The 13,524-nt window shown below is 61.0% G+C and carries 15 protein-coding genes; 10 read left to right on the top strand and 5 right to left on the bottom strand.

All coding sequences use genetic code 11. From position 1 onward, the window contains the following. On the top strand, positions 1-624 hold a 624-nt coding region (locus tag VMR39_RS21160; protein WP_325418799.1), incomplete at its 5' end, for an efflux RND transporter permease subunit. 11 nt (positions 625-635) lie between these two features. On the opposite strand, the gene VMR39_RS21155 is transcribed toward VMR39_RS21160, so the two are convergent. Together VMR39_RS21155 and VMR39_RS21150 are read right to left on the bottom strand one after the other, a co-directional pair. Next, complete coding sequence (locus VMR39_RS21155; RefSeq protein WP_325418797.1) at positions 636-1,406, bottom strand: ThuA domain-containing protein; 771 nt, start codon at positions 1,404-1,406, stop codon at positions 636-638. 69 nt (positions 1,407-1,475) lie between these two features. Then, positions 1,476-3,137, bottom strand: a complete 1,662-nt coding sequence (locus VMR39_RS21150) for a M28 family metallopeptidase (protein WP_325418795.1) — start codon at positions 3,135-3,137, stop codon at positions 1,476-1,478. A gap of 184 nt (positions 3,138-3,321) precedes the next feature. On the opposite strand from VMR39_RS21150, the gene VMR39_RS21145 reads away from it, so the two are divergent. Beyond that, entirely contained in the window at positions 3,322-3,543 is a 222-nt protein-coding gene (locus VMR39_RS21145) for a hypothetical protein (protein WP_325418793.1), read from the top strand. Between the two features lie 208 nt (positions 3,544-3,751). On the opposite strand, the gene VMR39_RS21140 is transcribed toward VMR39_RS21145, so the two are convergent. Further along, positions 3,752-4,939, bottom strand: coding sequence for a TetR family transcriptional regulator (locus VMR39_RS21140; RefSeq protein ID WP_325418791.1), 1,188 nt, complete (start codon positions 4,937-4,939; stop codon positions 3,752-3,754). 197 nt (positions 4,940-5,136) lie between these two features. Between VMR39_RS21140 and VMR39_RS21135 the strand changes: the two genes are divergently transcribed. From VMR39_RS21135 to VMR39_RS21105, 7 genes are all read left to right on the top strand, one after another. Continuing rightward, positions 5,137-6,003: a 2-dehydro-3-deoxygalactonokinase gene (locus tag VMR39_RS21135; RefSeq protein WP_325418789.1), complete on the top strand. Its 867-nt coding sequence runs from the start codon at positions 5,137-5,139 to the stop codon at positions 6,001-6,003. Beyond that, a complete protein-coding gene (locus VMR39_RS21130; protein WP_325418787.1) occupies positions 6,000-6,632 on the top strand; it encodes a 2-dehydro-3-deoxy-6-phosphogalactonate aldolase in 633 nt (210 codons plus the stop codon). The genes VMR39_RS21135 and VMR39_RS21130 overlap by 4 nt, the downstream gene beginning before the upstream one ends. Positions 6,633-7,058: 426 nt before the next feature. After that, on the top strand, positions 7,059-7,382 hold the full coding sequence (locus VMR39_RS21125) for a hypothetical protein (protein ID WP_325418785.1): 324 nt from the start codon (positions 7,059-7,061) through the stop codon (positions 7,380-7,382). A 42-nt stretch (positions 7,383-7,424) separates the two neighbouring features. Next, a complete protein-coding gene (locus VMR39_RS21120; protein WP_325418783.1) occupies positions 7,425-7,802 on the top strand; it encodes a hypothetical protein in 378 nt (125 codons plus the stop codon). Positions 7,803-7,806: 4 nt separating this feature from the next. After that, complete coding sequence (locus tag VMR39_RS21115; protein ID WP_325418781.1) at positions 7,807-8,112, top strand: ketohydroxyglutarate aldolase; 306 nt, start codon at positions 7,807-7,809, stop codon at positions 8,110-8,112. Beyond that, the gene (locus VMR39_RS21110; protein ID WP_325418779.1) at positions 8,109-9,617 is read left to right on the top strand and encodes a PepSY-associated TM helix domain-containing protein; all 1,509 of its coding nucleotides are present in this window, start codon (positions 8,109-8,111) and stop codon (positions 9,615-9,617) included. The genes VMR39_RS21115 and VMR39_RS21110 overlap by 4 nt, the downstream gene beginning before the upstream one ends. Beyond that, positions 9,614-9,940 (top strand): DUF3325 domain-containing protein, encoded by a 327-nt coding sequence (locus VMR39_RS21105; RefSeq protein ID WP_325418777.1) that lies wholly within the window; start codon positions 9,614-9,616, stop codon positions 9,938-9,940. The genes VMR39_RS21110 and VMR39_RS21105 overlap by 4 nt, the downstream gene beginning before the upstream one ends. A gap of 2 nt (positions 9,941-9,942) precedes the next feature. Here VMR39_RS21105 and VMR39_RS21100 read toward each other — a convergent pair whose 3' ends face one another. Together VMR39_RS21100 and VMR39_RS21095 are read right to left on the bottom strand one after the other, a co-directional pair. Continuing rightward, a complete protein-coding gene (locus VMR39_RS21100; RefSeq protein ID WP_325418775.1) occupies positions 9,943-11,307 on the bottom strand; it encodes an ATP-binding protein in 1,365 nt (454 codons plus the stop codon). Next, complete coding sequence (locus tag VMR39_RS21095) at positions 11,304-12,032, bottom strand: response regulator transcription factor (RefSeq protein ID WP_325418772.1); 729 nt, start codon at positions 12,030-12,032, stop codon at positions 11,304-11,306. The genes VMR39_RS21100 and VMR39_RS21095 overlap by 4 nt, the downstream gene beginning before the upstream one ends. A 351-nt stretch (positions 12,033-12,383) precedes the next feature. Between VMR39_RS21095 and VMR39_RS21090 the strand changes: the two genes are divergently transcribed. Further along, positions 12,384-13,517: an efflux RND transporter periplasmic adaptor subunit gene (locus VMR39_RS21090; protein WP_325418770.1), complete on the top strand. Its 1,134-nt coding sequence runs from the start codon at positions 12,384-12,386 to the stop codon at positions 13,515-13,517. Positions 13,518-13,524 lie beyond the last annotated feature (7 nt).

The following is a 13,524-nucleotide window of genomic DNA, read 5'->3' as shown; positions in this document are numbered from 1 at the left end:
CGGGGACGCGACATAGCGAGCGTTGTCGAGGACGCGCAGGCCAGTATCGCCGAGCAGGTCCGCCTGCCCGCCGGCAGCTATCTCGAATGGGGCGGCCAGTTCGAAAATCTCGCCTCCGCGCGGGAGCGGTTGCAACTGGTGATCCCGGCGTGCTTCATCCTGATCCTGCTGCTGCTCTATGGTGCGCTGGGATCGGTGCGCGATGCCGTGATCGTGTTCACCGGGGTACCGCTGGCGCTGGTCGGCGGCGTATTGGCGCTGTTTCTGCGGGGCATGGATTTCTCCATTTCCGCAGCGGTCGGTTTCATCGCACTGTCGGGCATCGCCGTCCTCAACGGACTCGTCATGGTTTCGTCGATCCACGACCTGATGGGCAACGGCGTGGATCGGGTCGAGGCCGCGCGCAGAGGCGCGATCCTACGTTTGCGCCCGGTGGTGATGACCGCGCTGGTTGCGAGTCTGGGCTTCGTGCCGATGGCGCTAGGTACCGGTGCCGGGGCGGAGGTGCAGAAACCGCTGGCCACGGTGGTCATCGGCGGCCTGATCTCGGCGACGATGTTGACCCTGTTCCTGTTGCCTACCCTCTATGCCCGCTACGGCAGCACGCCAGGATCAAGGGAATAGGTAGAGACCCATCAACGCTGCTGCTGCCCCAGACCTGTCGCGGCCCAATATATCCCTCCCATCAGATGGGAAAGATATTGCGGGTCGCGATACATCTCCACGTTATGGCCCAGTGTCGTCACGAATACCCGGCCTTTCTCGTAGCCGTGATACCAAGCGACCGGATGTTCACGGCCCATCGGCCTGGACACCTGTCCCGGCCAGATCTTCGTCGGATCGTAGCTGCTCTCATCAACATTGAGCACAGGATTGATACGGACATTATAGGGATTGGAAAGCACATAATATTCGTCGCTCCATATCCATCGATCCGGCACCCCGAAAGTCGCGGGGAACCCCTTGTCCGTCACCGTCACGACGCCGGTCTGCAACATCGGATGGATCACGAAGCTGCGGCCCACCATCTTCTCATACCAGACCCAGTCATTGGGTGGTGTGATTGCCGCGCGATGCACGACGATCGCGTTACCGCCTGCCCGCATATAATCTTCGAACCGCTTGCGCTGAGCCGGGTTCAGCTCTTCACCTGGCGTATTCAGGAACATCACCGCCGCATATTGACTAAGATCTCCATTGAAGACGTCCGCCCGGTTCGCCCAGGTAAACTCGAACGCATGCAATTTGGCCAGCCGCTCCAGACTATCCCGCGCGACCGGAATATATTCATAATGATATTTGTTAGGGATGGACAGGACCAGCAACTTGTACTGGCTCTGCGCCAGCGCAACCGGCGCGACGATCAGCGCCAGCAATATGGTGAGCATACGGACCACGCGCTTCATCCCCATCTCCCCAACTTCGACTGCGCCTGCGCCTGCGATCGCCATTGTAGCGACCGCAGGCGCGCAACCTTATCTGCGCTGCGTCGCGCTGGCGTCCCGTGCCGCGCGGAATTCGCTGTCGGTCGACCAGTTCGGCCAGGCATGACCATCGGCAATCCGACGCCCGACATTGTAGAGCAGGGTCAGGTCGCCGGCCCAACTGCTCGTATCCCAGCTGTCGTCATATTGGTCAGCCGGCTGGTGATAGCGGTCGCGGGTATAGATGTCGCCCAGTTCCTTGCCGCGCGCAGCACCGCCATTGACCAGTTCGCGCCCCGGATTGAAGGAGATCGCGGGAACGCCACGTTTGGCCATCGGGAAATGATCCGACCGGTAGAAGCTGCCCGCCTCCGGCCGCGCGTCAGGCGTGTAATGCCGCTGCAGCTTCTCGCCTTCCTCGGTCAGCATCGTCAACAGGTCCAGTTTCGCGGCACCCGAAATGCTGAAGTTGGTTGTCTTCTCGACCCCGAACGGCCCGTCCATGTTGACGACGCCCGCCGTCGTCGCCAACGGACGCAGCGGATTGTCGGCGTAATATTCGGAACCGAGCAGCCCCTTTTCCTCGGCCGTCACTGCCAGGAACAATATGCTGCGTTCGGGCTTCGGCCCCTTGGCATAAGCGCGAGCCAGTTCCAGCAGCGCCGCGGTCCCCGACGCATTGTCGCGCGCACCATTATAGATGGTGTCGCCCTTCGCATCCGGTGCACCGATACCCAGATGGTCCCAATGCGCCGAATAAATCACGGTTTCATCGGGATATTTGCTGCCCTGCACCAGCCCTGCGACATTGTGCGAGGTGATGATCTCTGACTTCACGGCATAATCAGCGCTCATGGTTGCCTTGAGCGGAATGGGCTTGAAGTCCTTCTTGCGCGCGGCTGCCTTGGCGGCCTCGAAATCCACGCCCGTCGCGGCCAGCAACCTGGCGGCCAGATCTTTCTGGATCCAGCCTTCCATCTGGGTATGCGCTGCCTTGGGATCAGCGCGGACGATGTCGAACATGGTGTTGGTGTTGCTGTTCTTGACCGTGGCCCAGCCATAGGAAGCGGGCTCGCTCTCATGCACGACCAGCACGCCGGCCGCACCCTGCCGCGCCGCTTCTTCATACTTGTAGGTCCAGCGGCCATAATAGGTCATCAGCTTGCCGCCGAAATCGCCCTCACCGCCCTCGAAATCCGGATCGTTGACCAGCACGACCATGATCTTGCCCTTGAGATCGACGCCCTTGAAGTCGTCCCATCCCCGTTCGGGCGCCTTGACGCCATAGCCCACGAAAACCAGCGGCAAGTCGGCGAAATTGACCGACGATTGGCCCGTCTCTGCCGCGCGTACCGCAATCTCGCTACCCTGCGCCAGAGGCTGCGCCACGCCGCCGACCGTCATCGACAGGCTCGGCGTGCCGGTAATGTTCGACATGCGCAACGGTACATCCTGGAGCCAACTGCCCTTGTTACCCGCAGGTTTGAGACCCGCCGCCTTCATCTGCGCGGAGATATAGTCGATCGTCTTGACTTCGGCGCGTGTCGCGGGACCACGTCCCTCAAACTCGTCGCTTGCCAGCGTCTTGATGTCGGTCACGACCCGTTGGACGTCGAACTGCGGCGCATCGCCCGGCGCTACCGTCGCAAGAGCAGAGGTCGACAGTAATGTGGCGCAGGCCAACAAACGCAGCATCTTGAAACTGGGGGACATATTGCAACTCCGGTGGATCGGCATGGCGCATTTCTGGCGCATCTCTTGCGCCATGTCGATACATGTCCGGACAGACCCTATCGTCTTATGGCGCTGGACACCGAAAATTTCCACTAAATTGGCCAACAACCCTGCCGCATGGCGCCAGTCTCCGGGATCCAAACATAGCGGAAGGATTGCTGACATGGCAATCAATGCCAGCGACGGCGAATTACCGGTCCTGGAAAGAAGCTTCACCAAAACTCCTGCCGACATCGGAAATGGATATGCTCCAATGGCGTCGGGTAGCGATTACTGTAATCCCCAAGTCCTTGCCGGCAAAATCAACCCGCCGTCGACACTATCGCCGCAACTGACCCCGTCACCCTTCGGTCCTGCAAGCCTGAAGGCGAAATCAACATCATAGCCGGTCGAGCCGGCGTCCGCCGCTATAGCGATGAAATTGCAACCGTACCGTGGATGACAAACTGCGTCATGCAATTGGGAAAGGTATACAGCTACCTCAAATTGTGAATATTCTTCCCAAATATATCCGATAAATTTTATGGAAAACCTTCCTAATTTCGAAATTTGCAATTTATCATAATGAATTAATCCAGACATTGTCCGTTATTTTAATTATCATTCAATATCTTTATGAGATCAAGCACATCGGATTCAACACCTGCTGTTCGGATAGGAGACGATGGCTCAGCCATGTGAAAATTTTTCACGCCAACCATAAAGCTACTGAAAAGGGCAGCATCCGTTTCCGATGCCGGCCTTCCAACCAGTCCGGGAAGAACATATTGGCTGGATCTACCGCGCATGTAGCGAAGCTGAGCACCAAAAGGCCGCAATCCCTGATCACGCACGCAAGCCATCAGCAGTTCGTCATGTCCCCGCAGCTTTTCCATGTCGCCGACCGTTCCCCATGCGATCGCAGCGATCATGTCAGCGCGGTCCATGGAAGGCGGGCGCACCCATATGTCCACACCATCCGGCGCCATCCGCTGGTAAAGAGCTTCAAATGCAGCATTCATAAGGTCGGATCGCGACCGCAATTTGTTGGAAACCGAGCCGAGCGACAGATTGGCGGCATCCGCAAGCGCCCGATGGGTCAGGCCTGAAGGGCCGTTCCTGCTGATCAGATCGGCCGCCGCTTCGGACAGCCGACGTACAATGGGATCACGGTCCGCAAGCGGCGGCAATATTTTCTGCGCCTCCGCACGGGCATGATCCCTCCAGGGACTCGCAGGCGCCAAGCGCCCTTCCATCCAAGCCTGCCATCCGGCGCAGCTTTCCGCAAGCGCGGCCCGATCGAGCAAGCGTCGCCATTCCAGGAGGTGAAAAGAGCTTTCGCCTTCAAAAAAGCGTGACACGGCAGTGACAGCGACTGATTCCTCTATTCGGGCACACAGGTTGGACCAAAACTCCTCCCAGAGGCGCTGCCATCTTGCAGCCAGCGGACGATATATTTCATTGCGAGAAGCGGAAAGCCTGCATTCGTGCCAAGCTATGGCCGCCTTCCTCTGGTCCCTTGCCCAATCGTCAATCAGTCCCGCCAGTAGCGGACCGAGGTGTCGCGGGATTGCTGTATGCGCCGAAAGATCGTCCAGTCGTTCCGCGCACCATTGCTCAGCCCAATGTAGCGCCCTTTCATGCGCCACATAGAATAATTGTTCCATGTTTCCAAAATGATGATAGATGGACGACACTGCCACACCGGCAGACTGACTGAGCGCACGAGCGGAAAGTTTGCCGCTTTCAAAGCCTGTCCAGCTCGACAGACAGGTTTCAATCAGAACGTCGCGAGAATTCATAGAAATTTGCGCTGGCCAACAAGTCACAATTTTTGCGTGATCCATTCATGGCGGGTCAGCTGCTTTTATACAAGCAACATGACCATGTGGTCGGATCGTTCCAGAGAAGCGCCTTATACGACCGCCAACCAACAATCGCAGCCGCTCGATTGTCAGCACTGTTGCCTGAATCGCTATCTCGATATACTCATACAAATATGTTGCAACAGACATTCATTGCGGTCGACTGGGGCACGACCAATCGCCGCGTGTACAGGATTGAGCATGGCGTCGTCATCGAAACCGAGCGGGATTCGCTCGGGGTGACTGCGGTGCCATCTGGCGGCTTTGCAGAGGAAGTCGCAACGCTGCGCGCCCGCCATGACGGCGCCCCGGTGGTGCTGGCCGGCATGGTCGGTTCCAATCGCGGCTGGCTGGATGCGGGCTATGTCCGCACCCCCGCTACGCTGGAGGCGCTCGCTGCTGCGGTGGTCAAACCGATTGACGGCGTATACATCATTCCCGGCGTGGCTCATGTTGCGCAAGGGCATGGCGATGTGATGCGGGGTGAGGAAGTGCAGCTTTTGGGCGCTCTCGCCGCCGGCATGGCCCCGGCCGACGCACTGCTGTGCCAGCCGGGAACTCACTGCAAATGGGCGTGGATGAAGGACGGCACATTGTCCAGCTTCGTGACCGCCATGACCGGCGAAATGTTCGCGATGCTCAGGAACCACGCCCTGATCGGGCAGGAAATGACTGGCGAAGTGACGCCCGGCGACGCCTTTGCCCAAGGTGTGCGAGAAGGCGCCCGTGGCGATCTGCTGGCTTCGCTTTTCGGCGTGCGGCCCGCCAGCCTGCTGGATCTTCGCGATCGTGCGGACGCTGCGTCTTTCGTCAGCGGCTTGCTGATCGGCGCCGACTGCTCCGCCCATGCCGGGACGGGCGAGGTCCATCTGCTTGCCGATCCGGCACTGGGCGCTCTTTACAGCCGCGCGATTACTGAACTGGGCGGCACGCCGTTGCTGGTCGATAGCCATGCGGCCTTCGTTGCCGGCGTAACCCGCTTTTGGGAGTATTTTTCATGAGTCTTGATTTCGCCACCGCCTTTGCCCATTGCCCGCTGGTAGCAATCCTGCGCGGCATCCGCCCGGTTGAGGTCGAGGCGATCGGTGACGAGTTGGTCGCCGCCGGCTTCACCCTGATCGAAGTACCGATGAATTCGCCCGACCCGCTCGACAGCATCGGTCGTCTGGCGCGCCGATTCAAGGGACAGGCGCTGGTCGGCGCGGGTACCGTTTTGACGACCAAGCAGGTAGCACAGGTTCAGGATGTGGGCGGGCAGCTGGTCATCTCCCCCAACAGCGATCCGGCCGTCATCGCTGCGACGACTCAAGCCGGCATGATTTCTATGCCCGGCTATTTCACGCCGACGGAAGGCTTTGCCGCAATTCAGAATGGCGCCACCGCGCTCAAGCTCTTCCCAGCGGAAGCCGCTACCCCCGCAGTCCTCAAGGCGCAACGCGCGGTTTTTCCGAAGGATCTTCCGGTACTCGTCGTGGGTGGCATCAACCCTGGCAATATGCATCCCTGGGTCGAGGCTGGTGCCAACGGTTTCGGCCTCGGCTCCGCCCTTTACAAGCCCGGCACCACGGCCGCACAGGTCGGTTCCGCTGCCCGCGATTTCATAAGTGGCTGGAAAGCCTTGCAGGCTTGAGAAGAGGCTTGCCCTCATGATGGGGCAGTATCCAACCCAGGAAAACAGCAGCGGCGGCATGCATGCTTCCTATCCGCACGCGGACTCGACCTCGGCCGACTGAACCTATTACGACAACATCGACACCGTCGCTTTTGCGGAACTCGCCTTTCGCTTTGCCAATCGCTGGTCGGCAAAGGGCGTCTTCCCACAAGAGGTTCGGGGAAAATGTGATGCTGCTATATACCTATGGCACGCCCGATCCGGTCACCGGTCTGGGTCCATGGTATGGCCGGTGTCCTATCCATCCGACTATAAGCCATATCTGGGCGATTTCCATGCTTCCGGCCCGGTCAGCCTGTTCGGCCACGAACATAGTCTGGCCTTCGGCCTGTCTACTGCCAAGCGCAATAGCTGGGAATATGAGGGCGTTGTCGGGCAAGCGCCATGGAACTCAAATCGACCGACTACAGCTATGGCATCGATCTCTATTGCAAGGATAGCAACTTCAGCCCCTATGCCGGCCTCCTGGCCGACATGACGGCCATGTCTTGCTCTACGCCAGCCACACCGACATCTATAATCCCCGTCGGACGTCGACGTGAAAAACTCCGCCTCGATCCTGTCAAGGGCACCAGCATCGAGGCCAAGGTGAGGAGCGAATGGCTGAACGGCGAGCTCTGCGCCACGCATCCATCTTCGGGCCAAGCAGAAGGGCCTAGCCGAATTTGCCGGCACATTCGGCGCGGATGGGGCTGGTCCTGCGAATGAAAGTTATTATCGTGGGTTGATACCACGCCCAGGGGATTCGAGTTGGAGCTTGCAGAGCATATTGCCGATAACTGGTCGCTGAATGGCGGCCATACCTGGCTCGGCATCGAAGATCCGGACGGCAAAGACACGCGCACATGGCTGCCGACGCAGACGCTGAAATTGTCCAGCGCCTATGCCGCTCCCGAATTGAACGACCTGAAACTGGGCGCCCAGTTGCGCTGGCAGAATACGATCCGCGCCACTGTCGGCACCTATCGGCAGAAGGGTTATGCATTACTCGAACTGATGGCAGGCATCCGCATCGTCGACCATGTCCGCAACGTGACCAAAACCCGCCATCTCAACAGTCTGATGTGGGGACAGGCCTATTACGGGGAGCCCCGCAATGTGCTGGCGAGGCTGAGCGTGGAGCATTGATGGCATGAAGGCCCGAACGAAGCGACGGCAGGACGGATGGCGCTATCGCGTCAATGTAGCGCTGCGCATACTGGCCGGGACGGCGGGTGCCTATCTGGTCGCTGCGCTGTTAGCGGCCATGTTGGCCCGGACCCTGCCGATGAGCAGAGTGGAAGCGGTGACGAGCGGCACGATGGTCGCTTATCTCGCTGCACCGGCCGTGACCGTCTGGGCCTTTCTGGCACGCGGCCCGTGGCGCGCCCTTGCAGGCGTGGCAACGATGGCCGGTCTGTTAGCGCTGATCGCCTCGCTCGCGGGAGCGCCGGCATGAACAGAGCGACAGGCATGATCCGCGACGGCGCGCGCCAGTGCATGGCCTGGCTGCATGGCTGGACCGGATTGCTGCTCGGCCATATCCTTTTCATTATGTGCTTCACGGGCACGCTTACCGTTTTCAAGCCGGAAATCAGCCGCTGGATGCGTCCGGAAACGGTAGCGACGGCATCGCCCACCGATGCGATTCTCGCTGCGACACACTGGCTGGAACATAATACGACCGGATCGACAGGCTGGTATCTTGCCGCTCCCGACGGACGCGCCAATACGGTGGAGGCGACCTATGACAGCGACGGCAAATATCTGGCGCATGCTCTCGACCCGCGGACCGGCGTGCCGGTCGCGCGCGAAACGCTGGGCGGCGAATTCTTCTATCGCCTCCATTTCGAACTGGAACTGCCCTATCCATGGGGGCGGTTGCTGGCATCACTGGCGGCAATGACGATGCTGGTCGCGCTCGTCACCGGCATCATCGCACACAAGCGTATTTTCAAGGACATCTTCACCTTCCGTCCGTCCAAGCGGCAGCGCAGCTGGCTCGACGGGCATAATGCGCTGGCTGTGCTGGCGATACCCTTCCACATCATGATTACCTTCACCGGACTGCTGACGCTGGCCTCGCTCAACCTGCCTTGGGGCATTACGGCTGCTTATGGCGAAGATGTGATGACCATGTATGCCGACCTCACCCCCGGCTCGTTAACGCGCCCCGCCATCGGAGAGGAGGCGCCGCTCGCCCCGATCGCGCCAATGCTGGCAACGGCGCAGCGCCATTTCGGCAACACGCCGATCGGCCGGGTCTATGTCTTCAATCCCGGCGACAAAGGCGCTGTCGTTACCGTCTATCCGTCCGATGCCGACGCTATCGGTTATATGCCCGGCGAAATCAGTTTCGACGGTGCGAACGGCAAAACGCTTAAGACCTGGACCGAAGCCAGGCCCGGCATCCGCACATATCAGACCGTCTATGGCCTGCACATGGCGCGGTTCGCACCATGGCTTACCCGGTGGCTCTATTTGCTCTGCGGCGCGATGCTGACGCTGGCGATCGCCACGGGCATGATCCTCTGGATCGTCAAGCGTCGCGAACGTACTCCGCTCTCGATCGGCAATCGCATTCTCGAACGGTTGAATGTCGGTGTGTTGACAGGTACCCCTCTTGGTGCCGCAGCCTTCCTGCTGGCCAACCGCCTGCTGCCGCTCGGCGGCGCCGCGCGAGCCGAAACCGAAGTATCGACCGCGCTCTGGACGACAGGTGCCGCCGTGATGATCGGGCTGCTTCTGCCTCCGGCCATGGGCTGGCCGACATTGCTCGGCGCACTCGCCATCGCCTGCCTGTCGACCGCCCTGCTCGGGCCGATCTGGGCCGGCGGGCTACTCATGACGACGATCAACCTGATGCTAGTGACGACTGCGCTCGCATTGCTGCCGGTCATCCGGCGCTTGCTGCGGCCGAAACGAGCGCCCGTTCCAATACGCAGCCGCACGGTGCCGGCATGATCCTCGCCATCGGCCTTCTCTATCTCGGCCTGTTCACGCTTGCGGCCAACATGGACCGCCATCGTCGGACGCTTGCCGGGCCTTGGCACCAGCCTTCGATCGCGCCGGTGCTGGCTCCGCTGGGCTGGTGCCTGATCGCACTCTCCCTGCTGAGCATCGCACGGGTTTGGAATGGCGGCGTTGCACTGGTGAGTTGGTGCGGCTTGCTGCCGCTGATCGGAAGCGTAATCATGCTTGGCCTGACATTTCGCCCGGCATGGTTGAAGCTGGGCCTCGCCATGGCCATGCTGTTCGTCATGACGGGCCTTATCCTGCGGGCCTGAGGTCATTCCTTCATATCGATGGTGGCGATCACGCCGCCTCCTTCCGCGTTGCGCAGCCGTACCGATGCTTCGAAGCTCATGGCCAGCGACCGCACGATGGTCAGGCCGATGCCGGTGCCATGGCGTCCGCCAGGCTGGCCGCTCGCCCCGCGGGTGAAGGGTTCGAACATCTGATCGATCTGATCGGCAGCGATGCCATGACCATGATCGCGTATGTGGACCAGCAGTCGGCCGCCGGCCCGCTCGCAGCCAATTTCCGCACTTCCGCCATATTTGATGGCATTGTCGACCAGATTGGCGATGCACCGCGTAAGGGCATTGGGCTTTACCCGCACCGATCCGCCACAGCCACCCGAAAAGCGTACCGGCTGGCCCAGATCCTGCGCATCCTCGGCCATGCTGGCAAGAAGCGAGTCGACATCGATCACCGACCAGTCCTCGCGCGATTCCGTGCTGCTGGCGAGGTCCAGCCCTTCTCGCACCAGCGTCTGCATCGCCTGGTGGTCGGCTAGCAGACGGTCACGCAATTCGATATTATCGACCAGTTCCAATCGCAGCCGCATCCGGGTGAGCGGCGTCTGGAGGTCGTGGCTGATCGCTGCCAGTAGTTGCGTGCGCTCGGCAAAGCCAGCGCGGGCACGACGCTGCATCAGGTTGAAGGTGGAAAGCGCCGCCCGCACCTCTTCCGGCCCGGTCGCCGGAATTTCCTCCGGATCGAGTGATAGCGAGAATGCCTCGGCAGCACGTTCCAGGCGGCGGAGCGGTTTGGACACGAAGCGCGCAACCAATATCGCCAGACCGGCCGATGCCGCGATAATCACCAGCAGATAAAGAGGGTTGAATACCGTGCTGGGCGGCTTGGCAATGCGCGGGAAGGTGAGCGCCATGGCACGCCGCCGATGGCTGGCATCGGTGTAGCGCACGATCCAGCAATCGGGCCTTGGCGCATCGATCAGACCCGCCGCGCGATCCTTCTTTTCCCGGGGAGGAAAGCAGAGACCAACCGGAACCTGCCCAGCCTCCGGTTGCGATTGCCGGCCGAAACGTTCCTTCAGCGCAGCTTCCAGATCGGCGTCGGGTTCGCTGATCGCGACGCCTTCGGGTGCAGGATAGGCGCCATAGATATTATGCGCGGCCATCATGGTTTCGACCTGTGCAGGATCGCGACGCAGGCGCGCAGCGATATCGACCGCGCTGGCCACCACGCGCTGCCGCCGCACGCGTTCAAAATCATGATGGCGCGCCTGCTCCGCGACCAGCAGGGCAATGATAGCAGCCACCGACATGCCGACGGTCAGGATCAGGAATATCTGCCCTGCCATCGTCCCGAAGAAAGCGCGTATCCGCTGAACCGACCGCTGGATCATGAATAATCGACCCCGCTCGCCAGCACATAGCCTTCGCCACGCACCGTCAGGATCAGTTCGTCACCACCTGCGATCGCAGCCAGCTTCTGACGCAGCCGGCTGACCTGCAAGTCGATCGAACGATCGAAAGCCGCGGTAGCGCGCCTTTCCGGCAGCAGGGTTTCGCGCGCCAACACCACATTTGGTTCCTCGATGAAGCGGTTCAGCAGGCGGAACTCGGCAGACGAGAGCATCACCAGCCGCTCGTCAGGCGCAACCAGCCGGCGTTGCTGCAAATCCAGCCGCCACGGACCGAAATGGGCATAGCGCATCGCTCCGTTACGCGGGACCGGCTCGCTTCGCGACCGGCGGAGCAGGTTGCGGATACGGACCAACAGTTCGCGTGGCTCGAACGGTTTGGTCAGATAATCGTCGGCGCCCAGTTCCAACCCGAGCACCCGGTCGATCGCGCTGCCGCGCGCCGTTACCATGATGATCTGCACATCTGATCCTTCGGCCCGCAATTCCCTGCATAGCGACAGCCCATCACCATCGGGCAGATTGAGATCGAGCACGATCAGATCGACCGGCTCCTCACGGAGGGTCTGACGCAATTCGATCAGGTTGGATGCGGAAAGCAGCCGGTAATTTTCCTGCCGCAACTGACCGACTATCAACTCGCGAATATCCGCGTCATCATCGACCACCAACACCGTGGCCGGCCGGGCAAGGGCAGAGTCAACCATGGCTCCTCCTAGCGTGCCCCACGCAAAAAGTCTGCGTTCCGTTTGCCACGATACAGGCCGATACAAAGCGATACTTCCCGCGACCGCCCGAACCAATCAGAAAACAAGTCCCTCTATGATGTGACAGGCAAAGTCACGATGAGGACGCTGTCGGCCTCCCCTCGGTCGGCACAAAGCGGAGCCCTTGCGATGACCATTCCCGCCTTGATGGCAGGAAAGCCCGATTGGACAGGCCGGATCGACGACGCACATCCCCTACCCCTCCCCCGTGCGTCCGATCCACCGCCTTGCCTCTCCGGGTGGCGTCGCAGGGGCCCGTAATTTCGACATCCAAGGACTGAACGCCGATCCATGCCGACTTCCGCCCATCTTTACAGCCTTCGGGTCGCACCGATTGCCTTGCTCATGCTGCTAGCCGCATGCGGTCAGGAAAAGGCTCCCAAGAAAGGACCGGCGGAAGTCGGCGTGGTTACGCTGACCACCCAGAATGTAACGGTGGCGAGCGAACTGCCCGGCCGTACGGTGTCGACCATGGTGTCGGAAGTACGTCCACAGGTCGCCGGCCTGATCCAGAAGCGTCTTTTCACCGAAGGATCAATGGTCAACGCCGGCCAGCCCCTCTACCAGATCGATCCCCGCCTCTATCGCGCGTCGCGTGACGAAGCGCTCGCGACATTGGCCAGCGCCGAGGCGACGGCCGTTGCTGCCCAGGCAAGAGCGACGCGTTATCGCAGCCTCGGAGAAACCGAAGCCGTCAGCGCCCAGGATCGCGACGATGTGGTCGCTACGGCGCGACAGGCAAAGGCCGCAGTGCAGCAGGCACGCGCCACGCTCCAAACCAGCAGTGTGAACCTGGAGTTCACGCTGGTTCGCGCACCGATCAGCGGGCGGATCGGCCGTACCCTGTTCACCCCTGGCGCGCTGGTGACGGCGAGCCAGACCGATCCGCTCACCACTATCCAGCAGCTCGACCCCATATATGTCGACGTTACTCAATCGAGCGCGCAATTGTTGCAGCTGCGCCGATCGCTGGCGTCAGGCAAGGCGCTGCCCGCCAGCGCCACGATCCGGCTGAAGCTGGACGACGGCACCGACTATCCGCTGGAGGGCCGCATCGAATTTGCCGAACCGATCGTCGACGTGAACAGCGGCACGGTGACGCTGCGCGCACGCTTCCCCAATCCCGACGGGTTGTTGCTGCCCGGCATGTTCGTGCGCGTCGTCGCGCCGCAGTCGGTCGTGCCCGGCGCAATCCTGGCACCCCAGCAGGGCATCACCCGCGACCCCAAGGGCAATGCGACCGCGCTGGTCGTGACGAAGGCGAACAAGGTCGAACGTCGCACCGTGACCGCCGCGCAGGCGATCGGCGACAAATGGCTGATCACATCAGGCCTGAAGGCCGGCGACCGGCTGATCGTGGAAGGCACCGACAAGGTGCAGCCCGACGACGCGGTAAAGCCCGTCGCCGTCGCAGCGGCGAAGTAGGAGTTTT

Source organism: Sphingobium sp. (assembly GCF_035511395.1).
Classification (GTDB): domain Bacteria; phylum Pseudomonadota; class Alphaproteobacteria; order Sphingomonadales; family Sphingomonadaceae; genus Sphingobium.
Note: the sequence above shows the minus strand (reverse complement) of the source record. Positions and strands in the feature narration are given on the sequence as shown.

Bases quoted from the DNA above. Each gene is read 5' to 3' on its own strand.
- VMR39_RS21150 (WP_325418795.1), bottom strand. From the start codon at position 3,137: ATGTCCCCCAGTTTCAAGATGCTGCGTTTGTTGGCCTGCGCCACATTA.
- VMR39_RS21130 (WP_325418787.1), top strand. From the start codon at position 6,000: ATGAGTCTTGATTTCGCCACCGCCTTTGCCCATTGCCCGCTGGTAGCA.
- VMR39_RS21095 (WP_325418772.1), bottom strand. From the start codon at position 12,032: ATGGTTGACTCTGCCCTTGCCCGGCCGGCCACGGTGTTGGTGGTCGAT.
- VMR39_RS21155 (WP_325418797.1), bottom strand. From the start codon at position 1,406: ATGAAGCGCGTGGTCCGTATGCTCACCATATTGCTGGCGCTGATCGTC.
- VMR39_RS21140 (WP_325418791.1), bottom strand. From the start codon at position 4,939: ATGAATTCTCGCGACGTTCTGATTGAAACCTGTCTGTCGAGCTGGACA.
- VMR39_RS21105 (WP_325418777.1), top strand. From the start codon at position 9,614: ATGATCCTCGCCATCGGCCTTCTCTATCTCGGCCTGTTCACGCTTGCG.
- VMR39_RS21110 (WP_325418779.1), top strand. From the start codon at position 8,109: ATGAACAGAGCGACAGGCATGATCCGCGACGGCGCGCGCCAGTGCATG.
- VMR39_RS21135 (WP_325418789.1), top strand. From the start codon at position 5,137: ATGTTGCAACAGACATTCATTGCGGTCGACTGGGGCACGACCAATCGC.
- VMR39_RS21100 (WP_325418775.1), bottom strand. From the start codon at position 11,307: ATGATCCAGCGGTCGGTTCAGCGGATACGCGCTTTCTTCGGGACGATG.
- VMR39_RS21115 (WP_325418781.1), top strand. From the start codon at position 7,807: ATGAAGGCCCGAACGAAGCGACGGCAGGACGGATGGCGCTATCGCGTC.
- VMR39_RS21145 (WP_325418793.1), top strand. From the start codon at position 3,322: ATGGCAATCAATGCCAGCGACGGCGAATTACCGGTCCTGGAAAGAAGC.
- VMR39_RS21125 (WP_325418785.1), top strand. From the start codon at position 7,059: ATGGAACTCAAATCGACCGACTACAGCTATGGCATCGATCTCTATTGC.
- VMR39_RS21090 (WP_325418770.1), top strand. From the start codon at position 12,384: ATGCCGACTTCCGCCCATCTTTACAGCCTTCGGGTCGCACCGATTGCC.